We start from the raw sequence: 20,216 nt of genomic DNA, 5'->3' as shown, positions 1-20,216 counted from the left end.
CTTGCTCCAGCAGATGAGCTCCCAGAGCCCCTTGCTGAGCGCGAGAAGGCACCTCGTGTTCGTCACGAGCTTGCTGAGATCGTTCGCTACGACGCATTCGAAGACTAAACGGAACTAACGAAGGAGCCTCTACCATCTGGTGGAGGCTCCTTCGTTTTCTACAATGAATTGTTGATGAGTTGACTCAGGGAATGGGCATCTGAGCATCCAAGAACAAGGCGATCCCATTTCTGCCCCTCCAGCTCAACTACTACTACCTGCTCCCCCTTGCGCCAGAGGGCAAATAGTCGGTCACCATTCTTCCTAAAATGGCCTTCAGCGATGAGTCCAGGAAAACCTGTTCCTCCAGCACGAAGGCCGAGTCCATCTTTAAGGAAAGTGGGATCATCGGTTGCACCGCGTACGTGAGACATCGGGATAGAAATGTTCCCAGAAAGCGAACTTACTTTTTCCCAGAACGTCAATCTCACCTTTAAGGAACCTGATTCGATAGTGATGTTCGACATGTTCATTACTCCAGTCTCTGCAACAAGTTGTTGCCTAGGTTCAGCGCCAAAGAAGTTGTGTGAGCTGAGAGGACCTGCAGGCATAGTTTCCGCGTGGATTCATCTTCGTGAGCAAGATCCCTCAGGGCGACGGTAAGTAGATCTAAATGTTGAGGATTGGTTTTGTCGAACTGTTCGACGCACTCAGTAAAGCCAGTAAGAAAGATGTTGAGTTTGGAGCCGAAAGCTTTATAGATGCTTCCACGCAGCAAACCTGTTGCATCCACTAGGTCATCGAGGGAAGTTGCTGTGAAGCCGCGACGAGCAAATAATGCCATCGCAGACGACAAAACGTCGCCCTCATTGAACTTTCTTGGTCTGGCCATGAAGCCAGAATATTAGTTATTGACTAAATAGTCAATTATTCGAGTAGCTTCTTCACTGCCTCAGCGAAGTAGTCAATGTCATCTTCGGTGGTGTCCCACGCACACATCCAGCGCACTTCACCGGTGGCAGCGTTCCAGTCATAGAAACGGAACTCTTTGCGCAGCTCGTCAGCAACGCCAGCTGGCAGGGTCACAAAGACACCGTTGGCTTGGGTCAGCTGAGTGAAGTTGAGTCCCTGTGTTCCCTCGAGTGCCTTGCGCAGACGCTGAGCCATTTGGTTGGCGTGGTTAGCCAAGTGGTGCCAGAGGTCGCCCTCGAGAAGAGCAATCAGCTGTGCTGAGGTGAAGCGCATCTTGGACGCAAGCTGCATGTTCATTTTGCGTAGGTAGATCAGACCTTCAACGGCGTCGGGGTTGAGCACAACAATGGCCTCAGCACCCATCAGACCGTTCTTGGTACCACCAAAGCTGAGCACGTCCACGCCGGCATCACGGGTGAATGCACGGAAGGGAACACCCAGTGAGGCAGCTGCGTTGGAGATGCGAGCACCATCCATGTGCAGGAGCATGCCGAGGGAGTGAGCGTGATCTGCGATCGCCTTCACTTCTTCGGGGGTGTACACAGTGCCGAGCTCAGTGGACTGAGTAATCGTCACAGCTAAAGGCTGCGCACGGTGCTCGTCACCACGGCCGTGAGCCTGCTGGTCAATGAGTTCAGGAGTGAGCTTGCCGTCAGGAGTCTCCACGGTGAGCAGTTTGATGCCACCAACAGCTTCGGGGGCAACAGACTCATCGTTGTTCACGTGTGCGGTTTGAGCACAGATCACACCACCCCAGCGAGGAAGCATGGACTGCAGGCTGAGCACGTTCGCACCGGTTCCGTTGAACACGGGGAACACCTCAATGCCCATACCGAAGTGAGTGGTCATCACTTGGTGCAGGTGCTCGGTGTAGACATCCTCGCCATAGGCGACCTGATGTCCACCGTTCACCGCGGCAAGTGCCTCAAGAACTCGTGGGTGAACGCCGGCATAGTTATCTGAGGCAAAGCCGCGCCAGGCGGCATCATGTACTCGTTGCATGAATCAGAGCCTACGCGTTATGCGCGAATTCCCTTAGTGGATTCAATAACGGGAGCCATTTTGCGCTGCAGTGCTTCATAGAACATCGACAGAGGGAACTCGTCGTCCAGGAGCTGGTCGGTGAGTTCACCTGGTTCGCCAGCAACAGGAAGAGCGTCAGCACCCTTTGCCCACTTAGATGCTGGGTGGGGAGTGAGGGTTCCTGAAACCAGCTCGTAGGCAGCAAGCCAGTGCGCAATCTTGGGACGGTCGATCGAGCGCCAGTAGAGTTCATCGATAGCGTCACCGAGTTCAACCACGACGTCGGGCAATGCAGCCCAGTCAATGGAGAGCTTGTTGTTGGTCCAGTGCAGCACTCCGTGCTGGTGCATCCACGCAAACATGAGCTGGCCAGCAACAGCGTCGTAATTACGCTTGCGGGTTCCGGTCATAGCGAAACGGAAGATACGGTCAAAGACCACAGCGTATTGAACAAGACGTGCGTGGCGACGGGTCTCAGGGTCAGCCGATCCACCACGCTCGATCTTGACGCACTCGCGGAATGCGGTGAGGTCACAACGCAGCTCTTCCAGGCCATAAAGGAAGAAGGGCATGCGCTGCTTAATCATGAAGGGGTCAAACGGAAGGTCGCCGCTCATGTGGGTGCGGTCGTGGATCAGGTCCCACATGATGAAGGTTTCTTCAGAGAGCTTCTGGTTGGTCAACAGCTCTGCTGCATCAGCAGGAAGTTCCAGACCGGTGATCTCAGCAGCTGCTTCGGTGACCACAGCGAAGCGGGCAGCTTCGCGGTCCTGGAAGATAGCGCCCCAGGTGAACGCAGGAACTTCACGCATGGCGACAGTCTCAGGGAAGAGCACTGCCGAGTTGGTGTCGTAGCCAGGAGTGAAATCAATGAAACGAACGGGAACGAACAGCTTGTTGTTGTAGTCGCCTGCTTCGAGTTCAGCGATGAAGTCGGGCCACATTACTTCGATGAGTACAGCCTCAACGAAACGGTTGGTGCTTCCGTTCTGGGTGTACATCGGGAAGACAACGAGGTGACGCACGCCGTTCACACGGTTGGCGGCAGGTGCGAACTCGAGGATGGAGGCGAGGAAGTCGGGCTCTCCAAAGCCACCCTCAACCCAGCGACCCAGGTCAGCAATGACGGCGTCGAGGTAGGAGGCATCGTGAGGGAACGAGGGTGCGAGCTCGGAGATGGACTCGACCATGACAGCTACGAGTTCACGAGCAGATGCGTGGTTACTTGCTTCAGGGATGGAGCCATCCTTGATCTGCATTGCCTGCAGAGCAATGGCCGCATTCTTGAGTGCAACCCATGCAGGAGTGGTTTCAGTAATGTCTGCAGCAGCAGTGAGGTCGAGTACGTTTGTCATACCTCTACGCTAACGCTGAATGCGCGCACGTTTCAGCGAAATCTTGCGTAAAACCAGCAAGTTTTGGAAACATCACGCACCAAAACCGCAAGGTCACGCAATAAATCTGCGTGAGTAGAGTATTGCTATGACCTTCACTGTTGCAGGAACCAGAATCTTGATCACCGGCGCCGCCATGGGAATGGGCCGCCTCTATGCCGAGCGCGCTGTCGCAGAGGGTGCTGAGACCGTCATTCTCTGGGACATCAACAAAGATGCGCTGAGTGACACCACGAAGGCGCTTCGAGTTCACGCCGACAACACTCAAGAGATCGTTCCCATGCTCGTGGACATTGGTCAGCGCACAGCCATTGAGAAGGCAGCTGCCAATGTCATGGAAAACCATGGCGGTGTGGACATCATCATCAACAACGCGGGCGTTGTTCGTGGCACCTACTTCTGGGAGCACGAGAACGAACGTGACACCGAGTTCATCATGAAGATCAATGCCTTGGCTCCCATGTTCATCACGCACGAATTCCTCAGCGGCATGATCTCGGGCAAGCGCCCCTCGCGCATCGTCAACATTGCTTCGGCAGCCGGAACGCTCTCCAACCCCAAGATGAGTGTCTATGCCTCGAGTAAATGGGCACTCATCGGTTGGAGCGACTCCGTCCGCCTCGAGCTCAAGCAACAAGGCCACGACAATGTCAAGGTGACTACTGTCTGCCCCAGCTATATTGCCACCGGAATGTTTGAGGGCGTGAAGGGTCCTTTGATGACTCCCATCATGCAGCCCGAGTATGTGGTGAATCGCGTGTGGCATGCCATGACCGCGGGCAAGCCCATGCTCATGCTGCCCTGGACGGTGCACCTGTCTAAGGTACTCAAGGGCATCTTGCCCCAGAGCTGGTTCGACGCCATCGCAGGAAATGTCTTTGGGGTCTATAACACCATGGATAAATTCACTGGGCGGAAGTAAACAGAGGGTTCAACCCCTACTCCTCAGTATTCTCTGAACTTGCTCTCGGTATCCTTGAAAGGAAGAAAACTCGGGGAGTAACGCATGGCTGGCTGGCGCATCTGGCGCAAGGACTCCTTCGTTGACGAACCCACACCAGAGATTCTCGAGAGTATTGAGAACTCTGCTGAAGATGGCCTTGCCATGGCCCGCTTGGGTGCCATCATGGCGGTCAAGAACAAGATTCTTGTTCAAGCCATCACCGGACCTGAAGCTTTTGATCCAGGGCTCTTCATCGAGCCAGCCAAAGAAGCGGTCACCATGCTTGCTGTGGAATCACTCGAGACGGCAGCCACTGTCTCAGCCGATCTGAAGCGCGCTCGTAAGCTTCGTGGTGAAGCGATGTATCGAGACGACTATCGCCGGGGCGATGTGAAGAACCTCACCATCCGTCTGGGGTCACTCGAGAAAGTTGCCCAGTCACTCAAGGACAACCTTGAAAACGAAGAATGGCTGCGTGCACTCATTACCGAAGCGCACGAACTTGCCTGGGCAGAGCTTTCTAGAGAAATGGAACGCTCACTCGATCGCAAAGAAGCGAGCGAATTTGGTGACGAGAACTATGAAGACGAACGTAAAGATCGACTGCGTCAGTTCATCAACCTTGATTTAGCTCAGCTGATCGAAGAGCAAACGCCCGAATACTGATCGAAGCGAAGCTACTTGAGTGACGCTGTGATGAAGGTGATGGCTAACCCGAGCATGAATGCTCCATAGGTTCCACCCAGTCCAATGAGAGCGAAGCTCACAGCGTCTTGCTTCTTCACCATCTTGATAATGGTGAAGACAACACCGGTGATCGCCGCGAGAGGCGTTCCGAACACCGCGATGTAGTAACCGAGGGTGAACACGGCCATGTTGCAGCCAGAACTGCAGCTATCGCTGACCATGGCAAGCATGAGTGAAGGAACGAACAGCACGAGTGCACTGAGCACGGTAACTACCAGCAACACAATGCTGGTGATGTTGGTCTTCTTGGAAGCTGTCATGTCTGCCTACCAAATCATGGGGCGGTCGTCTTCGTCGCCCTCGCGCACTAAGTCAACCACGACGGGAACGTGGTCACTAGGGCCATCACCCTTGCGCTCGTCGCGCGCGATGACCGCGCTGTCGACGAGCTCAGCAAAAGCAGGAGAGCCCATGATGAAGTCGATGCGCATTCCCTCATTGCGAGGGAAGCGCAGCTGCTTGTAGTCCCAGTAGGTGTAGCCCTCAGGAATGAGAGGACGCACAACATCTGTGAGGCCCACAGCTTCAAAAGCGAAGAATGCTTCACGCTCGGGAGGAGAAACGTGGGTGCTTCCGGCAAACTCGCGAATGTCCCAGACATCGTGGTCATAGGGAACAACGTTCCAGTCGCCCAGCAGCGCGAGAGGCATATCAGGGGAGTCAGCAAGCCAGCCCGCGGTGTCGCGGGCAAGGCCGCGAAGCCATTCCAGTTTGTAGGCATAGTGCGGGTGGTCGAGTTCGCGGCCATTGGGCACATACAAACTCCACAAGCGCACACCATCGACGGTGGCAGCTATGGCACGCGCTTCTAGCGGAGCGTTGCCTTCCGCATCTGGTTCACCAAAACCTGGCTGGGAAGGGAAGGTGATTTCAACATCTTCCAAAGGAAGACGTGAGGCAATAGCCACACCGTTCCACTGGTTCAAGCCGTGAAGGACTACTTCATATCCCGCAGCCGTGAATTGTTCATAGGGAAACTGGTTGTCTCGGCACTTGATTTCCTGCATGCACAGGACGTCAATCTCTTCACGGACGATGTAGTCCACGACCCGCTCCACACGAGCACGTATCGAGTTCACGTTCCAGGTGGCGATGCGCATGCTTCTAAGTTATCGGCTGGTGAGTAAGCAGGTCACATTGACCGCTATTCTGTGAGAGCAGGTGGGGGCCTGACCCCTTGTTATTTACTCCTTGAGACCGGACACTGTATTCATGCAGAGAACTGCTTCCACCCACATCGTTCTTCACGCGAAGGCGCCAGCACGGCTGCTACTTTCCATTGCAGTGGCAGATAAAGCCAATGCAGAAGAGTCCTTGGTTGTGCGCCAGGACGAGGTTGAAGTTCCTGTCCGTGAACTCGTTGAACCAAACGGCAGCAGACTCCACATTGCAGAAGTCACCGGTGGTCGCGTCACTGTTTCTTATGACGCCACCATCACAGGCGTAACCCCACCGCCTCCAGTTGAGGAATCAGATCTCATTCTCTATTCACGTCAGAGCCGCTACTGCGAATCAGACCAGCTGGGCAATGTTGCTCGTGCTGAGTTTGGTGGACTTGCCGGTAGTGAACTGGTGAACAGTGTGCGTGACTGGGTCAACCAGCAGCTCAGCTACACCCCTGGCAGCAGTCGTTCTTCAGACGGTGCACTGCACACCCTGATTTCTCGTCACGGCGTCTGCCGTGACTTTGCTCACCTCAACATTGCGTTGTTGCGTGCTTTGGATGTTCCAGCACGATTGGTCTCCACTTATGCACCGGGTATGACCCCCGCAGATTTCCATGCTGTCACCGAAGCCTTCATCGATGGCTCATGGCATGTGTTCGACTCCACCGGCAAAGCACCACGCCAGACCTTGATGCGCATCGCGACCGGTCGCGATGCTGCCGATACTGCATGGCTGAGCGTGGTGGGAGGTCAGGTGAACTTCGGTTCACTGGCCGTTAACGCTGAAGCAGACGATATTCAAGAAGACGATCACACCGCTTTGGTGAACCTACCTGCCTAGGAATCGTTTCCAGCTCGATTTTCTAGGCACCTCCTAGCCCTGCTATGCTTTCAAAGTTGTTTTCAACACTGCGCCCGTAGCTCAACGGATAGAGCATCTGACTACGGATCAGAAGGTTGGGGGTTCGAATCCCTCCGGGCGCACAAATGTGATCTCTCGAGACATCGTTCATAGATGTCTCGAGAGATCGTTCATATTTATGGACGTTTGTTGCATCATGCCTGTTGGTTTGTTGGCCATCTTCCGCCTGGTTTCAGGGCGTCTGGCCAGTAATGCTTTTCTGGCGTAATGACGTGTTGGCTGAGGACTTCTCCTGTTTCTAGGTGTGTGACGGTGACTGTTGTTTCGTCTGCGAGCATGAGGACTCTTTTGCGTGAGTGTTCTGCCCGGACTCCGAGGTGGTGCATTTTGCCTGCCCGCCGGAAGGAAACTTTGCCCTTGAGATCAAGTCGGTCTGTGCGAATCCGGTAATGATTGGCTAGTGAATCTCCTGCAGGCTCTGCCTTGATCGTGGCGTTGTAAGCGTGTGTGGGGGTGTTGCCGCCGAGCGCCCGGTGTGGGCGGTGCTGGTTGTAGAGAGTTTTGAATTCTTCAAGCTGATGGTTCAGCTGGGTTAAGTTCTGAGCTGTTGGTTGTGCGGCCAGCCATCGTTTCTGTGTTTGGTGGAATCTCTCGATCTTCCCTTGAGTTTGCGGATGGCCCGGTGAGCCGTTCTTTTGGCGGATGCCCAGCGCTGAGAGGAGATATTCGAAGCCGTTGCGTCCGCCAGTGAAGCGGGCGGTGTAAACAGTTCCGTTGTCGGTGAGAGTGGATTGAGGCGGCCCGTATTCGTTGATGTTCTCAGTGAAAGTATCAATCACGATCTCTCCTGTGATGCGTGGATGGGCTTGCAGGCTCAGGAGCAGTCTGGAGTGGTCATCAAGCCAGTTGATGATTTCAATGTCGGTGCCGTCAGCTAGTTGCCAATGGGTGAAGTCGGACTGCCATGTCTCATTTGGTTGGAGTGCTTCAAATCTTTTGATTGAAGACTTTGGTCTTTTCTTTGGTGTGGGTGTGACGAGGCCTGCGTGGGTGAGGATGCGACTGATTGTTGATTCGGCGGGACTGTGGCTTCCTTCAGCGATAAGCCATGCTCTGATTGAGGCTGGTCCGGCGTCGAGGCCTGCTGAGGTGAGTTGTGTGCGCAGGGTGATGATGCGCGCCTTGGTTACCTCAGAGGTTTGTTGGGGATTGGTGTGAGGTCTTCGAGACTTCGGTTCTAACCCTGCCAGGCCGTCTTGTTGATATCTGGTGACGAGGGTGTGGACCCAGCGCCAGGTAACACCGTATTTGGTGGCGACTTCTGTTTTGGTCAGGCCTTGGTGGAGAACAGAGAAAACGATGACTTGAGACTTCGACATTGTTCATTCTGGAATGTAAACGATGTCGTGAGACATCCCGAAATGAACCCCCGAGGTGAACCCTTGATGATGTGAACGATGTCGCGAGAGATATGTGAACTATGTCGTGGATGTAGACACCCCATCTTCCGCCAAAGAAAATGACCGCCCAACGTGGCGGTCATTTTGTTTGTAACCGGTTACCAGGGCTTAGGTCGGTCCCAGTCCACGGTGGCATCCGTGGGCTTGACGCCCAGCTCACTGCCACCTGCACGCACACAGATAAACCTCAATTGATCTGGGCTCTCCGGTAAGCAGCGGTAGGTGCGCATGGTGTGCTGTCCCACCTTGACCACTGTGCCAGGGCCGACCTCGATGACATCGTCATCGAGGCCCATCTGTCCGCGTCCGGTGAGGAAGATATAGACCTCTTCCACTTCTGCATGGTCATGCCAATAGGCATCTTCTTGACCAGGAATCAAAGCATTGACGGTGAGGCCGATGTATTGATTGGTGAACTCGTGATCAACAACGCGGCGACCTTCGCGGGTGTTGTGATCACTCCAGCCACCGGTGTGGTCTCGCCATTGTTCGAGAGCGCCCACATTGACGACTTCATACATTCCGACTGCCCTCTTTCGTGATCTGAACAGGCTTCCACCTAGAAATGTAGTCACATCAATCGAGTTACATCCATAGAGAGTTTTCAATTGACGGGATAAGTTTGCTCCATGTCGAAATCCCTCTTCGTGAATCTCCCCATTGCCAATTTGAAGAAGTCAGTTGCGTTCTTCACTGAGCTGGGGTTCACTTTCAACCCACAATTCACGGATGAGCAGTCCACCTGCATGATCATCAGCGACAACATCTTTGTCATGCTGCTGGAGCACGCCAAGTTTGAAGGATTCATTGACAAGAAGATTGCTCCCCGCGACACTGCTGAGGCAATCCTTGCTTTGTCCTGTGATTCACAAGAAGAAGTGAGGACTCTGACGGAGAAAGCATTCGCCATGGGCGCCAGACGCCTGAACGATCCTGAAGACATGGGCTTCATGTTCAGCTGGGGTTTTGAAGACCTGGACGGTCACCTCTGGGACGTGTTCTGGATGAACCCAGACCACGTGATGTAGAGAAAGACAAGGTGTAACACTTCTACACAAGTGTTACACTTGGGTTATGCCCACCGCTAGACAGCGTCACATGATTACTGAGACCGAAGAGCTCTCCCGTGCACTGGATGCTGCCGCGACTATCTGGCCCTCCGAGAAAGACAAACGAGCAGAACTCCTTCGCCACATTATTGATGAAGGTGTAGTTGCAATAACTTCTGTTGCAGATAAAAAAGCTCAGAGACGACTGAGCGCAATCACAAATGTAGCCGGATCAATGAACGGTGTTTGGCCAGCAAACTGGCGTGAGCAACTTCGTGATGAGTGGCCCGAGTGATTGTCCTCGACGCCAATGTGTTGATTGCTGCCTTCGCTAGTGATGACTCACACCATCAGTGGGCAATTACTTTCCTGCGTGACACCGTGAGCGAAGAGCTCGTCATTTCTGCACTTTCCTATGCAGAGATTCTTGTTGCCCCTATTCACGCAAACAGACTGAACGAATTTAGGAAGGGCATCGATTCACTCGGGTTCAACATTGATGACTTATCTGCTGATGATTCGATTGAGATCGCACAGCTGAGAGCAGACACAGGGCTCAAAATGCCCGATGTGATTGTCTTACACACAGCGCTGAAGCATGGAGCTTCACTCGCCACTGCAGACGCCACTCTGAAGCGCAAAGCATCTTCACTGGGAGTAACTGTCTACTCTCCTTCTCCCTAGCTCGGATGCACCTCAGCGCAATCCGTGAGAGGGTAACTACATGCCCACTCCCGTAGATTTCGTCAACGTCTCCACCGCAGGACTTGAGTCCTCCCCCTGGGCGGATGCACTTGCTGGTCTTCGTGCCAACGAAGCTCGTTACTTCAAGAACAAGTACGACCTGGTGTTTGAAACCACGCCTGCCAGCGAAGCTCCAGAGCTCGTGGACTACGTGGCCAAGGTTCTTCTTGAGCGCGACATTGTGGTCTCCTCCAAACCCCTCGAGGTCACCGAGATGATGATCGACACCGCAGACGGTCTGACGCGCTGGACCTACGTGTTCTATGAAAGTGGCCTGGCCATCAACGTTCTCTACACCGTCAGCGACAACAAGAAGCGTGCGGTGGGCTTCAAACTCTCTGACGGCATGGAAATCCCTGAAGAACTAGGGAAGTTCAAGTTCGCACGCATGAAGTCCAAGCTGGCTGGAACTATCCGTGGCAGCTTCTTCGTGGTCAAGGGCGAGTACTAAACCGGAGCACAGCCATGCCCAAGTTTGATAACTTCACAGATTTCTACGCATCACTTGCTCCAGAACAACTCGCGCACATCACGTCTTTGGTGGAGTGGGTGAGCACGAACTATCCAGAACTGGAACCTGTTATCGCCTGGAATCAACCCATGTTCAAGAGTGGGACGAAATACATCCTTGGTTTCATGCCGACAAAGAAGCACACCAACTTGTTAACAGTGACCGACACTGCCGTGACCGAGTTGATGCCACAGCTCACTCACTACAAACATGGCACGCGCTCTATTCAGCTGCCCTTTGACTGGTCAATCGACCCCGAACTTTTCGCGCAGGTCATCTCCCTGCGCATGAAAGAAGAAGGCTTGTCCTAATCCTTGGGGTTAAGAACAGTAGGGCGCTGGATTTCTCCAGTGCCCTACTTGTGTGTTCTGTCGACTATGCAGTCAGGTCGAAACGATCTGCGTTCATGACCTTGGTCCAAGCAGCAACGAAGTCATTGACGAACTTCTCGCTGGCGTCGTCCTGAGCATAAAGCTCAGAGTAGGCGCGGAGGATGGAGTTTGAACCGAATACGAGGTCAACTCGTGATGCGGTGAACTTCACCTGTCCGTTGTTGCGGTCACGCACGTTGTAGAGGTTACTTCCGGCAGGCTCCCAGGCATAGGTCATGTCGGTGAGGTTGACGAAGAAGTCATTCGTCAGCTGACCTTCACGCTCGGTGAGAACACCGACCTTGGATCCTCCGTGGTTGGTTCCCAGCACGCGCATGCCACCAACCAGCACGGTCATCTCAGGAGCGGTGAGGCCCATGAGCTGAGTGCGGTCGAGCATGAGCTCTTCAGCACTGACGGTGTAGTCCTTCTTGAGCCAGTTACGGTATCCATCGTGGATGGGCTCGAGAGGCTCAAAGGATTCAACATCAGTCTGTTCCTGGGTTGCGTCACCGCGACCAGGAGCAAAGGGAACAACTACGTTGTGGCCGGCAGCCTTGGCTGCCTGCTCAACACCGAGGTTTCCAGCAAGGACAATGACGTCAGCAATGCTGGCGCCGGTCTCGGCTGCGATGGGCTCCAGAACAGAGAGAACACGAGCCAAACGCTCAGGCTCGTTGCCTTCCCAGTTCTTCTGAGGCTCCAGACGAATGCGAGCACCGTTAGCACCACCACGAAGGTCGGAGCCACGGAAGGTGCGAGCAGAATCCCACGCTGTTGACACCATGTCCGAGATTGACAGGCCAGCTGTAGCAATCTTTGCCTTCACTGCGTCAACGTCATACTGTGCGTTGCCAGCAGGCACGGGGTCCTGCCAGATGAGGTCCTCTGCGGGAACTTCTGGGCCGATGTAACGAACCTTGGGTCCCATGTCACGGTGAGTGAGCTTGAACCACGCACGAGCGAATACTTCAGAGAAGTAAGCAGGGTCGTTGTAGAAGCGCTCCGAGATTGCACGGTAGGCAGGGTCCTTGACCATGGCCATGTCTGCGTCGGTCATCATGGGCATGAGGCGGATCGAAGGATCCTCAACATCAACAGGCTTGTCTTCTTCCTTGATGTTGATGGGGTGGTAGATCTGCGCCCCTGCGGGAGAGTGAGTCAGCTCCCAGTCGTAGTTGAACAGCAGGTAGAAGTAGCCGTTGTCCCACTGGGTGGGGTTGGTGGTCCAGGCACCTTCAATACCGGAGCTGACGGTGTCGCGTCCCACACCACGTGTGGTGTGGTTCATCCAACCGAGGCCCTGCTCTTGGATGTCAGCACCTTCAGGTGAAGGTCCGAGGTTACCGGCGTCACCATTACCGTGAGCCTTACCCACGGTGTGACCACCGGCGGTGAGAGCAACAGTCTCTTCGTCATTCATTGCCATGCGGGCAAAGGTTTCACGAATCTGCTGAGCAGTCTTGAGGGGGTCAGGGTTACCGTTGACACCTTCAGGGTTCACATAGATCAGACCCATCTGGACTGCAGCCAGCGGGTTCTCCATGGTGGAAGGGTCTTCCAGGTTGCCATAGCGAGAGTCAGAAGGCGCAAGCCATTCCTTCTCAGAACCCCAGTAGACGTCGAGCTCGGGGTGCCAGATGTCTTCACGACCGAAACCAAAGCCGAAGGTTTTCAGGCCCATGGACTCATAGGCCACGTTTCCAGCAAGGATGAACAGGTCAGCCCAGCTGAGCTTGTTTCCATACTTGCGCTTGATAGGCCAGAGCAGACGACGTGCCTTGTCCAGGTTCACGTTGTCTGGCCAGGAGTTCAAGGGTGCGAAACGGAAGTTTCCGTTACCAGCACCACCGCGACCATCTGCGGTGCGGTAGGAACCAGCCGAGTGCCACGCCATGCGGATCATGAGACCGCCGTAGTGACCCCAGTCAGCGGGCCACCATGACTGGCTGTCTGTCATGAGGTTGGTGAGGTCCTTCTTCAGCGCTGCAACGTCAAGCTGCTTGACCTGTGCACGGTAATCGAAGCCTTCACCCAAAGGGTTGGTCTTGGTGTCTTGCTGGTGCAAAATGTCCAGGTTGAGGGCGTTAGGCCACCAGTCCATGTTGGACTTTCCGGTGGTTGTTTGCGCTCCGTGAATAACGGGGCATTTTCCTGCGGTTTCCACAATTTCTCCTTTGACGTGATTCCCATGCAGTCAGCACAACTGCGTCACGCACCTAGAGCCAAACTACCAAAGGAAAATGCCCACACTCCAGCGAATTCACAGATACCTCCCAGTGAAGAGGAAATAGTTCCGCATTCATGCAGAGTTACACGCACAGCAACGTTGAAGAAACGTTCACTCAGTGAAAATTCGATTCGTTCGAAAGCGAACGAAACAGTACAGGTCTGGTTTAGTCGGCCTGGATAAACAGCATGTATTGCCCACCACCAGAGGTGATCTGGGTAGACACTGCCAGGTCAGGCGCATAGCGAGAAAGACGATCTAACAACCACTCAGATGCCTGTTCGGCATCTTCCTGGCTGGGGCAGCGAGCAATAACCTCACGGCCGCCCTTGCGCTCCAAGCGGTCAACGGTTGCCACAATCGGAGAAGGGTCCACCACCAGAAGCTCAGGAGACCACGCAACAACAGGAGGCTTCTTGCCCTTCATGGTGTTGCAATCACGGTGAGCTAAACGCTCCACGGTGACCACGTTCTTCTTAGACTTCGCAACGGAGTAGCTATCCACACTGGGACCACGGTCTGAGTTCACCGAGGCATCAGGATCAACAGGGGTGTCACACAACCAGCAGATCCAGTTGTCGCGGTCGCCTACTTCGTTTAAATCGCTCATAACTTCAGGCTACGCGATGCCGAAGACCTCAGCATTCCTAGAATGTGAACATGAACATTGTTGTCATTGCCGCACTGATCCAAGCTGTCATCGCCTTAGGCGTGGCCATCTTCCAGATTGCCTTAGTTGCTGGAGCACCCTTAGGCGATTACACCATGGGTGGACAGCACCCCGGAAAGCTGCCTGGGCAGTTCCGCGTGACAGCAGCAGTGTCCGCCATCATCATGGTTGCCCAGTCCGGTCACTACCTCGCCCAGGCAGGAATCTTGAACCCCGCACTGAGCCCAGGACAAAACGCCATAGTGAACTGGTTCTGGTTTGGCTTTGCCGTTTTGGGTCTCATTGTGAACAGCATCAGCAAAAGCAAGAAAGAGCGGAACACCTGGGTTCCTGTCTTGCTGGTCAGTGCCATCTGCACATTGTTGGTGGCGCTGAACGTCTAGCTGCAAAAAGCTCTACGCAGCTTTGAGGGGAATGTGCTTCAGTTGGTCCATAACATCGGACAATTCATCTTGAGGCCACACGAATTCATTAATGATGAGCTGACGAATGTTTTCTGCAATGGGGGCCTCTGCCTGCCGCGCTGCTGCAACACCGCAATAAACCGCCGTCCGTGGATAGCCATAATCAAGTGATTCATGAGCAAGAGTCAAATCTTCCTCATCAACTGTTTGGCTGAGGAGCTTAAGTATTCCTCGAGCTGCAATCATGGGGTCGGTCATGACAGTCATATTATCTTCCGTTCCTGAGATTGAGGTAGGGCTTCGGCACCTGAACGCCCATCACATTTTGGATAACTCCTGGTCCGCGCAGCGGGTAGGCCGCAAAAGGAATAAGTACTGACTTATATGGGGCAAGTTCAACTTTGACCTCAACCCCCGCGACGATGCGCTTCAAGAAGACTCTGGCACCAACCAACTCGACGTAGTGTGGATGTCTCAGCACGCTCTGAAGAGCAGTCACGATCTGTTCCTCTGACCAATCTGGCGGAAACTCAGTCTTGTTTTCATGTTTCATCCCAGAGAGGTGTCCACCTTTTTCTGGGTCTCCTTCTTCCCCATACAAAACGTGGGCAATGAACTCGTCAGTGAGTAGCACATGTGAGTAATCGAGGAAGGTCATCTACGAGATTGTGCCTGCTGGCGTTAGCGCCAAGAACTGGATCGCGACGTATGTGGATGGTTTCAGTCAAGTGTTAGTTGTGGAGGCAATGTCCGTACCTCCCTTTACAGTCACTCACTGGAGGGAACAACAATGGATATTTTCTTTGGACTACTGCTCTTCGGAGGACTAGTACTCATCATCTGGGGGTTCTTTGCCTTTCTCTTTGCCATCGGCAAAGCGTTGTCAGGCACAGCGTCACCAGTCACACGAAGCACAACAAACACCACCGCCTCTGACGAGATCGATGGCATGAACAACGGGGACTACTACAACGGCCCCCATGGCTACTCCCCCATGACGGGTTATCCCGAGACACAATACGGGTCAGGGTTTGATCCCGATGCGGAGTGGAACCATGAAGAGCACGACTAGACGCCTGAGAACAACCCCACAGGGCAGCGAGAGCTAGTTAACGAGATGTGGGCGAAGCTGCTGCTTCGCCCACACCCTGAAACAATCATTAGGAAGCTAACTGATACCAGTTAGGGATTTTGCTCAGCTCTTCGGTGAACATCTCAATAAGATCATCACTCAGCCATTCGAGGCCGAGAATTTTCTCTCCGAAAATAGGCGGAAGAGCTATGGAGTGCTCAATGGCGAGGCAGAGACCGGAATCTAGGGCGCACACCGATTCACCAGCTTGGATAGGAAGATCCATCATGAGGATGTCATCTTTGCTCAACTGTGGTCTGAGGAAGTCCCTCAGTGCGTGGGCTAACAGTGTGCTTTCATCCATAAACATCATCTTATGACTCCCATTTCGGTAACTCGAGGGGTAATAACACTTTGATACCTCTCTGATTTCTATACACGCCCACACCATTCATTGGATAGGCCATGAAAAAGTAGAGTTCGTTCGCTTTGGTTTTGAGCTCTACAGCAATCAACACTTGTGCAAACTGTCGAAACATTGTGATCTTGTGCTCAGCACTCTTGACCCATTGGGGTTGAGCCAACGTCAACTCGATACCCAGTTGAACAAGTTCAAGGGTCCAATCTTCAGGAAATTCTGTCTTCCCCTCCCGCCCCAAGCCAGAACGATGGCCGCCTTGGCGGCCATTCGGCTCTCCCTCCCACACGTGCCGAAGGAGTTCCTCGGTAACAGGAACATGCGCAAAGGATTCAAACACCATGCGCGCCACTGTAGGAAGCAGATTGCCACTCACTCCCCGTCATAAAGAACGATGTGGGCGGGCATTCCACAGCACCACCTGTGGAGGGAATGTCCGTGGCACCCGCAATACTCAATCTCACGTTCCAGAGCGATAGCGCCAAGTACCTAGCTCGCTATCCGGCAACCCTCTCCCATTGAGCGGGGTGCCCTAGGGGAAGAACGGATATGGCCGCACCAGCGGCCATATAAGTCAGTGGAGTGAAGCGACCACTTCCCTCCCGAACATGCAAGGAGGCACTTATGTCTGCACCCGAAAACAGCCAGGGCAACAGCCCCGCTGAGAAAGCACCCCTCTCGAGAGAGCTGCGCGAGCTCCGAGAACAACTCTGGGGGCCGATCCCACCACACGAGCGCAGAATGTGGAGCAATGCTCTGTTGGATAACCCACCCACAGATCTCAACATCAACGGCAAGCTCCAAAACATGCAGCTCTATGAACGTGACGGCATTGTCATGAACAGGCTCTGGGTTGCCGTGGCCAGATACTGGGATGACCTAGGGCTCACGGCCTATGAGTGGCTCCTGCAACGCGGCACTCTTGTGGACATTGCCGAATACAAGAGAAACCTCGAGAGAAACAACGAGCCAACAGATCCCTGGGGTGACTGCACTGAACAGGAACGCAGGGAATGGACCGCTGCCACGGTGAAGTTCCCTCCCCAATTCCTGGGTGCAACCGTCATGGGTCTGCATGACAGGCATGCCAAGCAGACGGGTATTACCAATAGCAAGACCTGGATCGACTTAGCACTCGAGTTCAGGGCAGCTGGGTTCACACCAGATGAGTTCATAGAGCTCAATACCCAGGTGAGGAAGTTCCACAAGCGTGGCTACGAGAACACTCTCGTCACCACTACCTGGGGCACCCGCAATATCCAGTACATCCGCTTGGATGCCCAGAAGTGGACGAACTGGTTAGAGCGCTATCGCGCTGGAGAAGATCCTGTGGAGCTGACCAAGGAACTGCTTGAACCGCACTGGGTGAGCACTCAGTAATTACAGTGCAGGGTTAGTCGGATAAACGAAGTGTGGGCGAAGCAATTGCTTCGCCCACACCACGTTAAATCACTCTAGGAAGCAAGTTCCCACCAGGTAGGCAACGATTCAAGCTGCCCTTCAAGAAATTCTCTTTCGGGACTAGTCCAGCCGCTCAGCGCTGTGATGTGCTGAACAAAAACTGGAGGAAGTGAAAGTGAAAAGTGTTGGGCCAGACTCACAGCAGAAGTAATTGCGCTGTAAGGCTCTCCAGCATCTAAGGGTGAATCAATGAAGCTCAGTTCAGATTCATCCACGTTCTTTCGCATGTAGTCGCGAAGTGCGTGAGCTAAGAGCGTGCTTTCGTCCATGGGGTTCATTTTATGCCTCCAGGCTCTGAATGGTCAGAGGTAAATATTTACGTAAACCTGATTGATTCCGGAATACACCGGCCCCATTAATGGGATAGGCATGCTCGATTTCATGAGTTGATCCAATGATTCGCAACTTCACTTCCACAATCACCTCACCAACCTGTTTCTTGAGGATGACCGAAGACCCCCGATGACCCACAAATTGGGGCTTATTCAAAACTGCAACAATGGCGAGTTTCACTATTGCAAGATCCCACTCTTGCGGAAACTCAGTCTTCCCTTCACGCCCCAGCCCAAAACGATGACCACCTTTAGCGGGGTCATCTTCACCTTCCCACACGTGTCGAAGGAGTTCCTCGGTAACCGGAACATGCGCAAACGACTCAAAGACCATGCGCGCCACTGTAGGAAGACAGTGCCCACTGCCTTCTAACCAGGAGTGAAGTTGTGGGCGCTCCTTCCCCAACCCAGGCTGTGGAGGGAATGTCAGTGGGTCATGCGAGTCTGGAATTACCGGAGGGTAAGGAGGCTCAATGCCTGCACTGGGAACGTCGCTTGTTGTGAAAGACGTCAACAACAAGAATCTCTTCTCGAAAGAGCTGTGGTGGTGGAACCCACGGCCTCTAACCGGGAACCCACTCTTTACGCGAGTAGATGTTCCTGGTTACTCCGACTGGGTGGCAAAGCTCACACTCAAGCAGTTTGTTGATCTCAACAGAGAGCAAATCCAGAGCTACGGCTTGTATCTCTGGAGATTCAAAGAAGATATCGAAGCCATTACGGCACAGATACGAAGTGGCGCGTGGGATGACGCCGCCATCACGGTGACCCTCTACGAATGGGAATCCGGTTACAGCTAACTATTCATCCCAAGAAGGAGGGGAATAATGACTGTGTGGTCAGATGAAGAACTGTATGGATTGAAAGACTTCACCTTTGGAGTCAGCACCGGCTGGAGAATCGCTCCTCATAAGACACTCCTGCGGCGCTTTGAATCACCCTCGATCATTGCTGAAGCCGTGGCTTTTCCACCTGTTCACACAGGTCGTGGAGCACGGACCGAGATTCTCTTTGAGGCAGACCAGATTCTTCCTGAGATGCTGGCTGCCCAAGACATGATGGAAGAACTGGGTTGGCCTAGTCGCAAGAAGGACAAAGCCAGCTATGCCATCTGGAACAAGGCACGCACCGCTCAAGCCAAGATCTTCAAAGGCTTGGTCAAACAACTCCAAGAAGATAGTCCTGAGTTCGCCACTGTTCTCGATGGCCTAGGAGGTTGGTTGCAAGCTCGAGGACTAAAAGATCCTCAGCTTTGGCGTGAGCCTTTGGTTATCCCTATTGAAGTGATGAACAAGGTTCACCCTATGTGGGTGAAGACAATTGTCATTCACAAGCGACCTGGAGAAATGGATCAGGGGAACCTCAACGAAATCCGCTAATAAGTTGAAACAAGAAAGGAGGAGAGATGCAACCGAGATACCACCCCTCGTTAGACCGAGAAGAAGTAGTTCAATTCGCCATGTGTTGTTTTGACATACCCCGCGAAGAAGCCACGAAGTGTGTCCGGAAAACCTTCTGGGGCTACCGCATTCTCAACCCCACGCGCCTAAATCCAGATGTCATTGCATATGGAGAAGGACCCATTGTTGTTCACGGGGACTCTGGAGTTCTTGTTCCACTTTCCAGTAATCCACACGACATGTTTGGCCCCTATGGTTACACCAGTCTCAAGTCTGTGGAAGACGTAGACGCCATGATCGAAGACCGGCGAATTATGAATACACAAACCATTGAGAACTTCATCCAAGATTGCGCACGATTTCACGTAAGGCGGGGGAAACCACATGTTCACGACGGATCTAATTGAACACGCAGCCACAATGAGTAAAACCTGGCACGAAGGTCAGGTCGATAAGGCTGGCCAGCCTTATTGGACCCACCCAGCACGTGTTGCACAGAACCTCCGTAGCTGGCCAGGTTTCGACGAGCTCAGCGACGATGACAAAGAACGGGCACTGTGCACGGCATATCTTCACGATGTCCTTGAGGACTGTGATGTCTCTCGAGTTGAACTCTTAGACAACGGCTTTGGCATGGGGATCATGCACCCGGTATATCTCCTCACCAAAGACGAGAGTTTCACCACGATAGAGAACTACTGCTCCCAGATCAGAGGCAACAAGATAGCCAGAGCAGTCAAGCTCGCTGACCTCAGTGATAACTGCAACCTGCAGCGCCAAGCGCTGCTCAGAGAGCAGGGCTATGTCATTGATGAGGAGAAATATCCGAAGGTGAAGGCGCTACTCAAGCCAAGTGAGGCTGAAGAAGTGTGGTTCTACCATTTAATAAATTTTCCGGCATATAGCGAATGAGGCTATTTCTGTCCTCGGTGATAAACCATTCCTTCTGGAAGCTTGACATTCAGCACCCAAAAAGGTTTACCCGCCCAACCTTGTTGCTTTGAGCCA

General features: G+C 53.5%; 31 protein-coding genes, 1 tRNA gene and 1 riboswitch. Of the genes, 16 read left to right on the top strand and 16 right to left on the bottom strand.

The genetic code is table 11. From position 1 onward, the window contains the following. Positions 1–158: 158 nt before the first annotated feature. From RR877_RS07570 to RR877_RS07555, 4 genes are read right to left on the bottom strand one after another with little or no spacing between them, the layout of a single operon-like run. The gene (locus RR877_RS07570; RefSeq protein ID WP_332627871.1) at positions 159–512 is read right to left on the bottom strand and encodes a hypothetical protein; all 354 of its coding nucleotides are present in this window, start codon (positions 510–512) and stop codon (positions 159–161) included. Continuing rightward, positions 512–871 (bottom strand): helix-turn-helix domain-containing protein, encoded by a 360-nt coding sequence (locus RR877_RS07565; protein WP_332551461.1) that lies wholly within the window; start codon positions 869–871, stop codon positions 512–514. The genes RR877_RS07570 and RR877_RS07565 overlap by 1 nt, the downstream gene beginning before the upstream one ends. A 35-nt stretch (positions 872–906) precedes the next feature. Next, positions 907–1,953: a low specificity L-threonine aldolase gene (locus tag RR877_RS07560; protein WP_332619094.1), complete on the bottom strand. Its 1,047-nt coding sequence runs from the start codon at positions 1,951–1,953 to the stop codon at positions 907–909. Positions 1,954–1,970: 17 nt separating this feature from the next. Next, positions 1,971–3,329, bottom strand: coding sequence for a DUF6421 family protein (locus tag RR877_RS07555; RefSeq protein ID WP_332619093.1), 1,359 nt, complete (start codon positions 3,327–3,329; stop codon positions 1,971–1,973). A 127-nt stretch (positions 3,330–3,456) separates the two neighbouring features. Between RR877_RS07555 and RR877_RS07550 the strand changes: the two genes are divergently transcribed. Both RR877_RS07550 and RR877_RS07545 read left to right on the top strand, forming a co-directional pair. After that, positions 3,457–4,290 carry an SDR family NAD(P)-dependent oxidoreductase gene (locus RR877_RS07550; protein ID WP_332619092.1) on the top strand — a complete coding sequence of 278 codons (834 nt, stop codon included), beginning with the start codon at positions 3,457–3,459 and terminating at the stop codon, positions 4,288–4,290. An 84-nt stretch (positions 4,291–4,374) separates the two neighbouring features. Beyond that, on the top strand, positions 4,375–4,977 hold the full coding sequence (locus RR877_RS07545; protein ID WP_332619091.1) for a hypothetical protein: 603 nt from the start codon (positions 4,375–4,377) through the stop codon (positions 4,975–4,977). Positions 4,978–4,988: 11 nt separating this feature from the next. Here RR877_RS07545 and RR877_RS07540 read toward each other — a convergent pair whose 3' ends face one another. Both RR877_RS07540 and RR877_RS07535 read right to left on the bottom strand, forming a co-directional pair. Then, a complete protein-coding gene (locus RR877_RS07540) occupies positions 4,989–5,318 on the bottom strand; it encodes a hypothetical protein (protein WP_110234715.1) in 330 nt (109 codons plus the stop codon). Positions 5,319–5,324: 6 nt separating this feature from the next. Continuing rightward, complete coding sequence (locus RR877_RS07535; RefSeq protein WP_332619090.1) at positions 5,325–6,158, bottom strand: exodeoxyribonuclease III; 834 nt, start codon at positions 6,156–6,158, stop codon at positions 5,325–5,327. Between the two features lie 112 nt (positions 6,159–6,270). On the opposite strand from RR877_RS07535, the gene RR877_RS07530 reads away from it, so the two are divergent. Together RR877_RS07530 and RR877_RS07525 are read left to right on the top strand one after the other, a co-directional pair. Continuing rightward, positions 6,271–7,065 carry a transglutaminase family protein gene (locus tag RR877_RS07530; RefSeq protein ID WP_332627869.1) on the top strand — a complete coding sequence of 265 codons (795 nt, stop codon included), beginning with the start codon at positions 6,271–6,273 and terminating at the stop codon, positions 7,063–7,065. A gap of 70 nt (positions 7,066–7,135) precedes the next feature. Then, a tRNA-Arg gene (locus RR877_RS07525) sits at positions 7,136–7,208 on the top strand. 72 nt (positions 7,209–7,280) lie between these two features. Here RR877_RS07525 and RR877_RS07520 read toward each other — a convergent pair. After that, complete coding sequence (locus RR877_RS07520) at positions 7,281–8,465, bottom strand: IS481 family transposase (protein WP_332619000.1); 1,185 nt, start codon at positions 8,463–8,465, stop codon at positions 7,281–7,283. Positions 8,466–8,644: 179 nt separating this feature from the next. Continuing rightward, positions 8,645–9,067 (bottom strand): hypothetical protein, encoded by a 423-nt coding sequence (locus tag RR877_RS07515; protein ID WP_110232812.1) that lies wholly within the window; start codon positions 9,065–9,067, stop codon positions 8,645–8,647. Positions 9,068–9,175: 108 nt separating this feature from the next. On the opposite strand from RR877_RS07515, the gene RR877_RS07510 reads away from it, so the two are divergent. Genes RR877_RS07510 through RR877_RS07490 form a run of 5 tightly spaced genes read left to right on the top strand, consistent with a single transcriptional unit; the run spans position 9,176 to position 11,161 of the window. Continuing rightward, positions 9,176–9,574 carry a VOC family protein gene (locus tag RR877_RS07510; RefSeq protein WP_110232811.1) on the top strand — a complete coding sequence of 133 codons (399 nt, stop codon included), beginning with the start codon at positions 9,176–9,178 and terminating at the stop codon, positions 9,572–9,574. A gap of 46 nt (positions 9,575–9,620) precedes the next feature. Then, positions 9,621–9,890 carry a hypothetical protein gene (locus RR877_RS07505; protein WP_277495559.1) on the top strand — a complete coding sequence of 90 codons (270 nt, stop codon included), beginning with the start codon at positions 9,621–9,623 and terminating at the stop codon, positions 9,888–9,890. After that, positions 9,878–10,279, top strand: coding sequence for a PIN domain-containing protein (locus tag RR877_RS07500; protein WP_110232809.1), 402 nt, complete (start codon positions 9,878–9,880; stop codon positions 10,277–10,279). The genes RR877_RS07505 and RR877_RS07500 overlap by 13 nt, the downstream gene beginning before the upstream one ends. A gap of 40 nt (positions 10,280–10,319) precedes the next feature. Then, a complete protein-coding gene (locus RR877_RS07495; RefSeq protein WP_110232808.1) occupies positions 10,320–10,790 on the top strand; it encodes a phage tail protein in 471 nt (156 codons plus the stop codon). 14 nt (positions 10,791–10,804) lie between these two features. Continuing rightward, positions 10,805–11,161, top strand: coding sequence for a DUF1801 domain-containing protein (locus RR877_RS07490; RefSeq protein ID WP_277495557.1), 357 nt, complete (start codon positions 10,805–10,807; stop codon positions 11,159–11,161). Positions 11,162–11,225: 64 nt separating this feature from the next. On the opposite strand, the gene katG is transcribed toward RR877_RS07490, so the two are convergent. Together katG and RR877_RS07480 are read right to left on the bottom strand one after the other, a co-directional pair. Continuing rightward, on the bottom strand, positions 11,226–13,388 hold the full coding sequence (katG, locus tag RR877_RS07485) for a catalase/peroxidase HPI (RefSeq protein WP_332551327.1): 2,163 nt from the start codon (positions 13,386–13,388) through the stop codon (positions 11,226–11,228). 229 nt (positions 13,389–13,617) lie between these two features. Further along, on the bottom strand, positions 13,618–14,061 hold the full coding sequence (locus tag RR877_RS07480) for a hypothetical protein (protein ID WP_280805237.1): 444 nt from the start codon (positions 14,059–14,061) through the stop codon (positions 13,618–13,620). Positions 14,062–14,111: 50 nt separating this feature from the next. On the opposite strand from RR877_RS07480, the gene RR877_RS07475 reads away from it, so the two are divergent. After that, positions 14,112–14,504 (top strand): hypothetical protein, encoded by a 393-nt coding sequence (locus RR877_RS07475; protein ID WP_332551326.1) that lies wholly within the window; start codon positions 14,112–14,114, stop codon positions 14,502–14,504. A 12-nt stretch (positions 14,505–14,516) separates the two neighbouring features. Here the strand turns inward: RR877_RS07475 and RR877_RS07470 are convergent, their stop codons facing one another. After that, the gene (locus RR877_RS07470) at positions 14,517–14,792 is read right to left on the bottom strand and encodes a hypothetical protein (RefSeq protein WP_332627867.1); all 276 of its coding nucleotides are present in this window, start codon (positions 14,790–14,792) and stop codon (positions 14,517–14,519) included. 1 nt (position 14,793) lies between these two features. Further along, complete coding sequence (locus tag RR877_RS07465; RefSeq protein ID WP_280795651.1) at positions 14,794–15,183, bottom strand: EndoU domain-containing protein; 390 nt, start codon at positions 15,181–15,183, stop codon at positions 14,794–14,796. A 132-nt stretch (positions 15,184–15,315) separates the two neighbouring features. Between RR877_RS07465 and RR877_RS07460 the strand changes: the two genes are divergently transcribed. Further along, positions 15,316–15,597: a hypothetical protein gene (locus tag RR877_RS07460; protein ID WP_110232800.1), complete on the top strand. Its 282-nt coding sequence runs from the start codon at positions 15,316–15,318 to the stop codon at positions 15,595–15,597. Between the two features lie 88 nt (positions 15,598–15,685). Here RR877_RS07460 and RR877_RS07455 read toward each other — a convergent pair whose 3' ends face one another. Then, entirely contained in the window at positions 15,686–15,961 is a 276-nt protein-coding gene (locus RR877_RS07455; protein WP_280806119.1) for a hypothetical protein, read from the bottom strand. A gap of 10 nt (positions 15,962–15,971) precedes the next feature. Beyond that, positions 15,972–16,358: a hypothetical protein gene (locus tag RR877_RS07450; protein WP_332627866.1), complete on the bottom strand. Its 387-nt coding sequence runs from the start codon at positions 16,356–16,358 to the stop codon at positions 15,972–15,974. Positions 16,359–16,479: 121 nt separating this feature from the next. Then, positions 16,480–16,597: riboswitch (SAM riboswitch) on the top strand. Between the two features lie 42 nt (positions 16,598–16,639). On the opposite strand from RR877_RS07450, the gene RR877_RS07445 reads away from it, so the two are divergent. Further along, positions 16,640–17,395 carry a hypothetical protein gene (locus RR877_RS07445; RefSeq protein ID WP_332619111.1) on the top strand — a complete coding sequence of 252 codons (756 nt, stop codon included), beginning with the start codon at positions 16,640–16,642 and terminating at the stop codon, positions 17,393–17,395. Positions 17,396–17,469: 74 nt separating this feature from the next. Here RR877_RS07445 and RR877_RS07440 read toward each other — a convergent pair whose 3' ends face one another. Further along, positions 17,470–17,745, bottom strand: coding sequence for a hypothetical protein (locus tag RR877_RS07440; protein ID WP_332551230.1), 276 nt, complete (start codon positions 17,743–17,745; stop codon positions 17,470–17,472). 10 nt (positions 17,746–17,755) lie between these two features. After that, positions 17,756–18,151: a hypothetical protein gene (locus RR877_RS07435; RefSeq protein WP_332619112.1), complete on the bottom strand. Its 396-nt coding sequence runs from the start codon at positions 18,149–18,151 to the stop codon at positions 17,756–17,758. A gap of 130 nt (positions 18,152–18,281) precedes the next feature. Here RR877_RS07435 and RR877_RS07430 point away from each other — a divergent pair, with 130 nt between their 5' ends. From RR877_RS07430 to RR877_RS07415, 4 genes are read left to right on the top strand one after another with little or no spacing between them, the layout of a single operon-like run. After that, a complete protein-coding gene (locus RR877_RS07430) occupies positions 18,282–18,608 on the top strand; it encodes a hypothetical protein (protein ID WP_332551232.1) in 327 nt (108 codons plus the stop codon). A gap of 27 nt (positions 18,609–18,635) precedes the next feature. Beyond that, positions 18,636–19,187 (top strand): hypothetical protein, encoded by a 552-nt coding sequence (locus tag RR877_RS07425; RefSeq protein ID WP_332551233.1) that lies wholly within the window; start codon positions 18,636–18,638, stop codon positions 19,185–19,187. 26 nt (positions 19,188–19,213) lie between these two features. Continuing rightward, the gene (locus tag RR877_RS07420) at positions 19,214–19,615 is read left to right on the top strand and encodes a hypothetical protein (protein ID WP_332627864.1); all 402 of its coding nucleotides are present in this window, start codon (positions 19,214–19,216) and stop codon (positions 19,613–19,615) included. A gap of 13 nt (positions 19,616–19,628) precedes the next feature. After that, positions 19,629–20,120 carry a phosphohydrolase gene (locus tag RR877_RS07415; RefSeq protein WP_332551234.1) on the top strand — a complete coding sequence of 164 codons (492 nt, stop codon included), beginning with the start codon at positions 19,629–19,631 and terminating at the stop codon, positions 20,118–20,120. The last annotated feature ends 96 nt before the right edge of the window (positions 20,121–20,216 follow it).

It is taken from the genome of Aurantimicrobium sp. (genome assembly GCF_036667855.1).
Lineage (GTDB): Bacteria > Actinomycetota > Actinomycetes > Actinomycetales > Microbacteriaceae > Aurantimicrobium.
The sequence above is the reverse complement of the archived record's forward strand: the minus strand, read 5'-3'. Positions and strand labels throughout refer to the sequence as shown.

What these genes read in the sequence shown, in the direction of transcription:
- RR877_RS07570 (WP_332627871.1), bottom strand. Translation starts at nt 512, where the DNA reads ATGAACATGTCGAACATCACTATCGAATCAGGTTCCTTAAAGGTGAGA.
- RR877_RS07565 (WP_332551461.1), bottom strand. Translation starts at nt 871, where the DNA reads ATGGCCAGACCAAGAAAGTTCAATGAGGGCGACGTTTTGTCGTCTGCG.
- RR877_RS07560 (WP_332619094.1), bottom strand. Translation starts at nt 1,953, where the DNA reads ATGCAACGAGTACATGATGCCGCCTGGCGCGGCTTTGCCTCAGATAAC.
- RR877_RS07555 (WP_332619093.1), bottom strand. Translation starts at nt 3,329, where the DNA reads ATGACAAACGTACTCGACCTCACTGCTGCTGCAGACATTACTGAAACC.
- RR877_RS07550 (WP_332619092.1), top strand. Translation starts at nt 3,457, where the DNA reads ATGACCTTCACTGTTGCAGGAACCAGAATCTTGATCACCGGCGCCGCC.
- RR877_RS07545 (WP_332619091.1), top strand. Translation starts at nt 4,375, where the DNA reads ATGGCTGGCTGGCGCATCTGGCGCAAGGACTCCTTCGTTGACGAACCC.
- RR877_RS07540 (WP_110234715.1), bottom strand. Translation starts at nt 5,318, where the DNA reads ATGACAGCTTCCAAGAAGACCAACATCACCAGCATTGTGTTGCTGGTA.
- RR877_RS07535 (WP_332619090.1), bottom strand. Translation starts at nt 6,158, where the DNA reads ATGCGCATCGCCACCTGGAACGTGAACTCGATACGTGCTCGTGTGGAG.
- RR877_RS07530 (WP_332627869.1), top strand. Translation starts at nt 6,271, where the DNA reads ATGCAGAGAACTGCTTCCACCCACATCGTTCTTCACGCGAAGGCGCCA.
- RR877_RS07520 (WP_332619000.1), bottom strand. Translation starts at nt 8,465, where the DNA reads ATGTCGAAGTCTCAAGTCATCGTTTTCTCTGTTCTCCACCAAGGCCTG.
- RR877_RS07515 (WP_110232812.1), bottom strand. Translation starts at nt 9,067, where the DNA reads ATGTATGAAGTCGTCAATGTGGGCGCTCTCGAACAATGGCGAGACCAC.
- RR877_RS07510 (WP_110232811.1), top strand. Translation starts at nt 9,176, where the DNA reads ATGTCGAAATCCCTCTTCGTGAATCTCCCCATTGCCAATTTGAAGAAG.
- RR877_RS07505 (WP_277495559.1), top strand. Translation starts at nt 9,621, where the DNA reads ATGCCCACCGCTAGACAGCGTCACATGATTACTGAGACCGAAGAGCTC.
- RR877_RS07495 (WP_110232808.1), top strand. Translation starts at nt 10,320, where the DNA reads ATGCCCACTCCCGTAGATTTCGTCAACGTCTCCACCGCAGGACTTGAG.
- RR877_RS07490 (WP_277495557.1), top strand. Translation starts at nt 10,805, where the DNA reads ATGCCCAAGTTTGATAACTTCACAGATTTCTACGCATCACTTGCTCCA.
- RR877_RS07480 (WP_280805237.1), bottom strand. Translation starts at nt 14,061, where the DNA reads ATGAGCGATTTAAACGAAGTAGGCGACCGCGACAACTGGATCTGCTGG.
- RR877_RS07475 (WP_332551326.1), top strand. Translation starts at nt 14,112, where the DNA reads ATGAACATTGTTGTCATTGCCGCACTGATCCAAGCTGTCATCGCCTTA.
- RR877_RS07470 (WP_332627867.1), bottom strand. Translation starts at nt 14,792, where the DNA reads ATGACTGTCATGACCGACCCCATGATTGCAGCTCGAGGAATACTTAAG.
- RR877_RS07465 (WP_280795651.1), bottom strand. Translation starts at nt 15,183, where the DNA reads ATGACCTTCCTCGATTACTCACATGTGCTACTCACTGACGAGTTCATT.
- RR877_RS07460 (WP_110232800.1), top strand. Translation starts at nt 15,316, where the DNA reads ATGGATATTTTCTTTGGACTACTGCTCTTCGGAGGACTAGTACTCATC.
- RR877_RS07455 (WP_280806119.1), bottom strand. Translation starts at nt 15,961, where the DNA reads ATGGATGAAAGCACACTGTTAGCCCACGCACTGAGGGACTTCCTCAGA.
- RR877_RS07450 (WP_332627866.1), bottom strand. Translation starts at nt 16,358, where the DNA reads ATGGTGTTTGAATCCTTTGCGCATGTTCCTGTTACCGAGGAACTCCTT.
- RR877_RS07445 (WP_332619111.1), top strand. Translation starts at nt 16,640, where the DNA reads ATGTCTGCACCCGAAAACAGCCAGGGCAACAGCCCCGCTGAGAAAGCA.
- RR877_RS07440 (WP_332551230.1), bottom strand. Translation starts at nt 17,745, where the DNA reads ATGGACGAAAGCACGCTCTTAGCTCACGCACTTCGCGACTACATGCGA.
- RR877_RS07430 (WP_332551232.1), top strand. Translation starts at nt 18,282, where the DNA reads ATGCCTGCACTGGGAACGTCGCTTGTTGTGAAAGACGTCAACAACAAG.
- RR877_RS07425 (WP_332551233.1), top strand. Translation starts at nt 18,636, where the DNA reads ATGACTGTGTGGTCAGATGAAGAACTGTATGGATTGAAAGACTTCACC.
- RR877_RS07420 (WP_332627864.1), top strand. Translation starts at nt 19,214, where the DNA reads ATGCAACCGAGATACCACCCCTCGTTAGACCGAGAAGAAGTAGTTCAA.
- RR877_RS07415 (WP_332551234.1), top strand. Translation starts at nt 19,629, where the DNA reads ATGAGTAAAACCTGGCACGAAGGTCAGGTCGATAAGGCTGGCCAGCCT.